This window comes from Devosia sp. (assembly GCF_030689745.1).
In the GTDB taxonomy this organism is placed as follows: Bacteria; Pseudomonadota; Alphaproteobacteria; order Rhizobiales; family Devosiaceae; genus Devosia; species Devosia alba.
Genome location: NZ_JAUYGL010000103.1, coordinates 1 through 6408 on the forward strand (window position 1 = coordinate 1; position 6408 = coordinate 6408).

General features: G+C 63.8%; 6 protein-coding genes. 1 reads left to right on the plus strand and 5 read right to left on the minus strand.

Features of this window, described 5'->3' with window-relative positions; all coding sequences use genetic code 11:
* Positions 1–272: 272 nt before the first annotated feature.
* The 4 genes from Q8O80_RS08660 to Q8O80_RS08675 all read right to left on the minus strand — a co-directional run bounded on the left by Q8O80_RS08660 (position 273) and on the right by Q8O80_RS08675 (position 4176).
* The gene (locus tag Q8O80_RS08660; protein ID WP_305578987.1) at positions 273–1346 is read right to left on the minus strand and encodes a 3-deoxy-7-phosphoheptulonate synthase; all 1074 of its coding nucleotides are present in this window, start codon (positions 1344–1346) and stop codon (positions 273–275) included.
* A 223-nt stretch (positions 1347–1569) separates the two neighbouring features.
* Positions 1570–2370, minus strand: coding sequence for an ABC transporter permease (locus Q8O80_RS08665; RefSeq protein WP_305578989.1), 801 nt, complete (start codon positions 2368–2370; stop codon positions 1570–1572).
* A gap of 4 nt (positions 2371–2374) precedes the next feature.
* Positions 2375–3178, minus strand: coding sequence for an ABC-2 family transporter protein (locus Q8O80_RS08670; protein WP_305578991.1), 804 nt, complete (start codon positions 3176–3178; stop codon positions 2375–2377).
* Positions 3175–4176, minus strand: coding sequence for an ATP-binding cassette domain-containing protein (locus Q8O80_RS08675; protein WP_305578993.1), 1002 nt, complete (start codon positions 4174–4176; stop codon positions 3175–3177). Before Q8O80_RS08675 ends, Q8O80_RS08670 begins: the two co-directional genes overlap by 4 nt.
* 222 nt (positions 4177–4398) lie before the next feature.
* Here Q8O80_RS08675 and Q8O80_RS08680 point away from each other — a divergent pair, with 222 nt between their 5' ends.
* The gene (locus tag Q8O80_RS08680) at positions 4399–6138 is read left to right on the plus strand and encodes a hypothetical protein (protein WP_305578995.1); all 1740 of its coding nucleotides are present in this window, start codon (positions 4399–4401) and stop codon (positions 6136–6138) included.
* 9 nt (positions 6139–6147) lie between these two features.
* On the opposite strand, the gene Q8O80_RS08685 is transcribed toward Q8O80_RS08680, so the two are convergent.
* The coding region (locus Q8O80_RS08685) for a hypothetical protein (protein ID WP_305578997.1) at positions 6148–6408 on the minus strand (261 nt) is incomplete at its 5' end.

The window sequence follows — 6408 nt, forward strand, 5'->3', positions numbered from 1 at the left end:
ATCACCATCCATCACCAGCACGGCAATCGGGATGATCGCGAGGATGCGCGCGATGGTGATCAGGTTGGGGACGAGCAGCAGCGGGTTGTTGGCCATAAAGGGACAGAACAGAATTGCAGCTTGGGGGTCAAGGGTCAGCGTGCGGTCAGTGCATGGCGATCTTGCCCTCCGCCCCGAAGGGGGAGGGCAAGTTCCTGCCAGTCAAATGCTCCAGGCTTTTGCTTGGTCGCGGTTTCGAACCGCAGAAGTGAACCACTTCTGCTGAGAACACGCTAGGCGACTTGCTGCTTGGTGGCGGCACGGCGGGCGGTCACGGCGTCAGCCAGAGCGTTTAGCGCGGTGACGGTGGTGTCCCAGTCGATGCAGCCATCGGTGATGGACTGGCCATAAACCAGTTCGCGACCGGCAACGAGATCCTGGCGGCCGGCCACCAGATTGGATTCGACCATGACGCCGATGATGCGGCGATCACCAGCGGCCAGTTGCGTGCCGATATCGGCCAGCACTGCCGGCTGGTTCTCCGGCTTCTTGGACGAATTGGCGTGGCTGGCGTCGATCATGATGGCAGCGGGCAGCCCGGCAGTCTCGGCCGCACTGGCGGCAGCATCGACGCTGACGGCGTCGTAATTGGTGGCTTTGCCGCCACGCAGGATGATGTGGCAGTCCCGATTGCCGGTGGTCTGGGCGATGGCCGAACGGCCGGATTTAGTGACGGCGAGGAAATGATGCGGCTGGCCGGCGGAGGCGACGGCGTCGAGCGCGATGCGGACATTGCCATCGGTGCCGTTCTTGAAGCCGACCGGGCAGGAAAGACCCGAGGCCAGTTCGCGATGGATCTGGCTTTCGGTGGTGCGGGCGCCGATGGCGGCCCAGCTGACCAGATCGGCAATGTATTGCGGGGTGGTCATGTCGAGGAATTCGCAGGCGGCGGGCAGGCCCAGATTGGCGATGTCGAGCAGCAGGGCGCGGGCCGTGTGCAGGCCGGTGTCGATGTCGAAGCTGCCATCGAGGTTGGGATCGTTGATCAGGCCCTTCCAGCCGACGGTGGTGCGGGGCTTTTCGAAGTAAACGCGCATGATGATCTCAAGCCGGTCGCCCAGGGTGTCGCGCAGCGCGCTGAGGCGCCTGGCGTAGTCCAGCGCCGCGGCGGGATCGTGAATGGAGCAGGGGCCGACGACAACGGCAAGGCGGTCATCGGCGCCGGTCAGGATATTGTGGAAGGCGTGGCGGGCACTGATCACGGTGCGGGTGGCTGCGTCGGTGCGCGGATGCTGGCGCATGACCTCGATGGGGGTGGTGAGTTCCTTGATAGCGCCGATGCGCAGATCATCGGTGGATTTCAGCATTGGTGGTCTCCTCGGGGATTTTTGGGGGGTGAGGCGGCCAACAAAAAAGCCGCCTCGTAGGGGGCGGCTGGCTTCGGGTTTGGTCGTATCTTTGGGTAAGATCAGAGCAAGCGCACGGTAGCCTCCGCCGAGAGCGGATAGCTAAACCAAAACGAAACAGTGGCTGCGGTGCGGATCATGGGGTGATGTGTAGCGCGGCTTTTGCCGGTTGTCGACTCCAAGTTTAGCCCCCCGCACCTTGGTAATTGCGCAGGCACCAACGCCAATGAAGCATGGCAATCAGCACCATGATCGGTCCGGCCAGCAGGCAGGCCAGGCCAGCCCAATCGCCCAGCAGGGGGACGGGCTTGCCGAGCAGGACGGCGACCGGCACCGTGCTGATGAAGCCCAGCGGCACGATGGTGATCAGCATGAGCTGGATGGGCACCGGGAAGATGGTGATCGGATAGCGCGCCAGTTCCCAGAAGCCGAAGAAGATCGAATAGAGATGGCGGGAACGCACCCAGACCAGCGCGGTGGCGCCGATCATGGTCATCAAAGCGCAGACCACCAGGGCGCCGCTGACCAGGGTGGCCAGGAAGAACAGGGCGACCGGCAGGGACCAGGCCAGATCAATCTGGGTGACGGACCAGGCCATCAGTCCGACGGCCAGGATGATGTGGCCGGTATAGCCGATATTGAGTCCGGAAAAGACCAGATAGGTCCAGGGGCTGATCGGCTTGACCAGGACGGCATCCATCGTGCCCAGCCGAACCATGTCCTCCATGACGCGAAACTGAGTGAAACTGAATGAGGCGCCGGTGGAATAGGCCAGCAGGTGGAAGCTGAGCAACAAGGCCATCTCCGACCAGGTCCAGCCGCCCAGCATGCCAAAGCGCGTCACGATCAGGGCGATGGCGGTGTACATGGCGCCGTAGGATGTCGCCTGGGAGAACCAGGCCAGCAGCATGGCGCCGGGATATTCGAATTTGGTGCGCACGAAGATGGCGATCAGGTGAGGGATCAGGCGCAGGGTGCGATTCATCGGCCTAGCCTCCCTGCACGATCAGGCGATGGCGCGCCTGGGCCCAGAGCCAGCCCAGAGCGGTCAGCAGGGCCAGCAGCCAGACGCAGCCAATGGCGAAGTAAAGCAGGGTCTGGCCGGGGTCGAGTTTGCCGAGATAGACGGCGGCCGGGTAATAGGAGACCCAGGCGAAAGGCAGGTGCCCGGCAATGGCGGCGAGCCAGTCAGGAAACAACCATAGCGGCACCAGACCACCCGAGAGCAGGGTCATGATGCTCATCAGGAACCATTCCAGCGCGAAGACCGTCATCAGCCAGAAGGCCAGCAGCCCCGCCAGCGTTGCCAGGGTGAACAGCATGGCAAAGGACAGGAGCCAGAAGGCCAGGAAGGCCAGGCCGTGGAACGGGCTGACGGGTGGCACGAGCCCGTAGGTCAGGCAGACAATCACGGCGATGGGGAGCACGATGAGCAGCAATTCAAACAGGAAATGGCCGATATGGCTGGCCAGCAGATAGGCGGGATAGTGCAGGGGCTTGAGCAGATAAACGGCAACATCGCCGGTCTGGACGGCATTGCCCACCTCATTGACCAGGCGGGAGAAATCCCAATACAGCACCGGTCCGGCGAGCAGGGCATAAGTGATCATGTCGGGCAGGCTGAAGCCTTCGACGGTGGCGCCAGAGGCCGCGCCATAGACCGAGACCCAGATGGCGATGCGGGCGAACATGAACACCAGATCGCCAAAGGCACCGGCCCAGACGGCGTTGCGATAGGCCAGCCGGGTCTGGAAGGCGTTGACGGTGAAATTGGCATAGGCCGGCGCTCTCATGGCGCGGTCACCAGATTGGGTTTTTGCTGGTAGAAGGTGCGGATCACCTCTTCGATGGCGGGTTCTTCCAGGGCGACATCCTTGAGATCGTAGCCGCTGCCCAGTTCGGTCAGGACGTCCAGAATCGAGGTCGTTTCGGAATCGAGCAGGAAGTGCTTGGCCAGGCCCTCATCGATGACCAGACGGGCCGTGGTCAGGGAGATGGGGCCGGGGTCGCTGCCGAATTCAAGGCGCAGGCGGCGGCGGGAGCCGAGGGCGGCGCGCAGGCGGGGCAGTTCGCCATCGAATAGCAGCCTGCCGTCATCGACCATGATCAGGCGCGGGCAGATCTCCTCGATGTCCTGCAGATCATGGGTGGTCAGGATGATGGTGGTGCCGCGCTCGCGATTGATCTGGGCGAGGAATTTGCGCACCGCGTCCTTGGCGACGACATCGAGCCCGATGGTGGGCTCGTCGAGAAACAGGATTTTTGGATCGTGCAGCAGCGCCATGGCGATTTCGGCGCGCATGCGCTGGCCCAGGCTGAGCTGACGGACGGGGCGATCCAGATAATCGGTCATGGCCAGCATGGTGGCGAGGAAGGCGAGATTATCGGCGAAGCGGGCCTGGGGGATGTCGTAGATGTGGCGGTGCAGCGCAAAACTGTCGCGCACCGGCAGATCCCACCAGAGCTGGCTGCGCTGGCCGAAGACGACGCCGATCTCGGCGGCGTTGGTCATGCGGTGGCTGTGTGGCTCACGCCCGAGGACGCTCAGGCTCCCGCCGCTGGGCACCAGAATGCCGGTCATCATCTTGATCATGGTCGATTTGCCGGCGCCATTGGGCCCCAGATAGCCGACTGCTTCGCCCGCCGCGATGGCAAAGGAGATATCGGCCACCGCGTGCACCTCGGTGAACTGGCGGGAGAACAGGCTGGCCATGGCGCCGCCCAGGCCGGGCAGGCGTTTGGTCTGGCGGAACGTCTTGGTGACGTTGCTGGCGGAAATGATGGCGGACATGGCTGACCCTCAAGCAAGGACCAGGCTAGCCGATTCTTGATGGCTGAGAACGCGTTATGTGGGGCGCGCGGAAGCGCCGCCTGACTGCTGGTTTCACGAAAGCGGACGGGGCCCCGACGCCCCGCAACTGGCAATAGCTCAAGACGTTTTTGTCTGTTCAAAGGTATTTAACGCGTCCAGCGTAATTCTGCTCTCGCCAAGACGGGGGTGAGGATGGGCTGGGTGGAACGCAAATGGGTCCAGGTTTTCCTGGTCTGGGCGGTGATTGCCTTTGCACTTGCCTCGACGGCGCTGATTTCGGGCAGCGCTCGCAGCATTACCGGCGACGATGCCATGCGGCTGGTCGAAGCCGTTGATCTGTTCAATGGACAATCCTGGTTTGATACCACGCAGTACCGGGACAATGCGCCTTTCGGTGGGCCAATGCATTGGTCCCGTCTTGTCGATGCGCCACTGGCGCTGCTCATTGCCGTGTTCACGCCCTTTGTGCATCAGGCAGCGCCCTATTGGGCGGCTTTCGTCTGGCCGCTACTGGTGCTGCTGGCCGTCGTGGCGCTTGTGGCCGAGCTGACTGAGCGCGTGGCCGGCGCCGCGGCCCGGCTTCCGGCCCTCGCCCTGCTGGCAATGGCAATCGCCATCTATACCGAGTTCAGTCCCGGCCGGGTCGACCATCACAATGTGCAGATCGCCCTGACCCTGGCGATGATCCTGGCCAGCCTGCAGGGCCGCTACAGCACGGGCTGGGCGGTGGCCGCCGGAGTTCTCGCGGCAACAGGCCTTGCCATCGGCATAGAAGTGCTGCCGTCGGTGATCGCCGCAATGGCCTGCTTTGCGGTCTATTGGATTGTCGAGCCGCGCCGCAGCCAACCGCAATTGCTTGGTTTTGCCGCGAGCTTTGCTTTGGCCCTGCTGTTGCACCTGCTGGTGGCCAGCCCGGTCCAGACCTGGCTGACGCCGTCATGCGACGCGCTCTCGGCCACCTATGTGGTTGCCGGCGTGTGCTATGGTCTGTCGATGCTGGTGGTGGTCGTGGCGAGCCCAATCCTGCGGCAGCCGGTGGCAAGGCTGGCCGCGCTGACGGTGCTGGGCACGCTGTCGCTTGCCATCGTGATCTGGCTGTTTCCTGAATGCCGCAACGGTCCATATGGCAATCTCGATCCCGATCTGGCCAATATCCTGATGCCGGCAATCGGCGAGGCCCAACCCGTCTGGATCTGGGCCGCACAAGCGCGGCCATCGGTTGCCCTGATCATCGTGCCGGTGATTGGCATGGCCAGCGTGTTGCTGGTGACGACAATGGTGCCGGCCCACCGGCGCTGGCGCTGGATGGTGCTGGCCGGCTTCTGCCTGGCCTTGCTGGTGGTCTTCTGCCTCCAGGTGCGCGGTTTCCGGTTGCTGAACATTGCCATATTGCCGGGCCCGGCCTGGTTGGTCGCGCATGCCTGGGCGTGGTTCCGCGCGCGCCAGAACCTGGCGTCGGCGGCCCTGGTGAGTGCCACGGTGCTGGCTTTCAGCGGCGCAGTGCATTGGAGCCTTATCAGCAATGCCTATGCGGCGTTCGCGCCCGCGCCTGCCGCCAAAGAGGGGCCAGATCTGGCAGCGTGTGTCGACTCCTCGGCCTACGGGCCGCTCGCGGCCCTGCCACCGGGCCGAATGATGTCCTACCTGTTGATTGGACCACAATTGCTGCTGGAAACCCCTCACTCGATCGTCTCTGCCGGCTATCACCGCAATGAGGGCGGGTTGCGCGACATGGTGCGCTTTTACGGCGGCGGCGAAGCAGAAGCGCGGGCTGTGGCCAGCGAAAGGGGGCTGGATTACCTGGTCTTCTGCCGCGGCCTTCCGCCCAATTCTGCCTTGACCGGCGTCCCGGAATTCGGCGGCCTGGCCTGGCCTTGGCTTGTCCCGATCAGTCCGCCCGAAGCGGCGCTTCAGATTTATGCCATTGATCTGGAGGAATAGGCTCGCAGGTCAGGCGAGCAGCTTGCCTCGCAGACCGGCGCGCGGAAGCGCCGCCTGGTTGCGGGTTTCACGAAAGCGGACGGGCCCCGAGGCGGCTGCCGCCTCTGGTATGATTTTGTAGTGAGACGGAACCGCCTCGGGGCGCCGGTTTTTGGAACTGTACGGCGGCACGGGGATCGCTCGCCCCCACACGGCCGGAGTGGAACCTGTGCGGCAGGCAAAGACCACACCCGGCTCACCCCACCACTGTTCGCCTGCAGGCCGCCCATG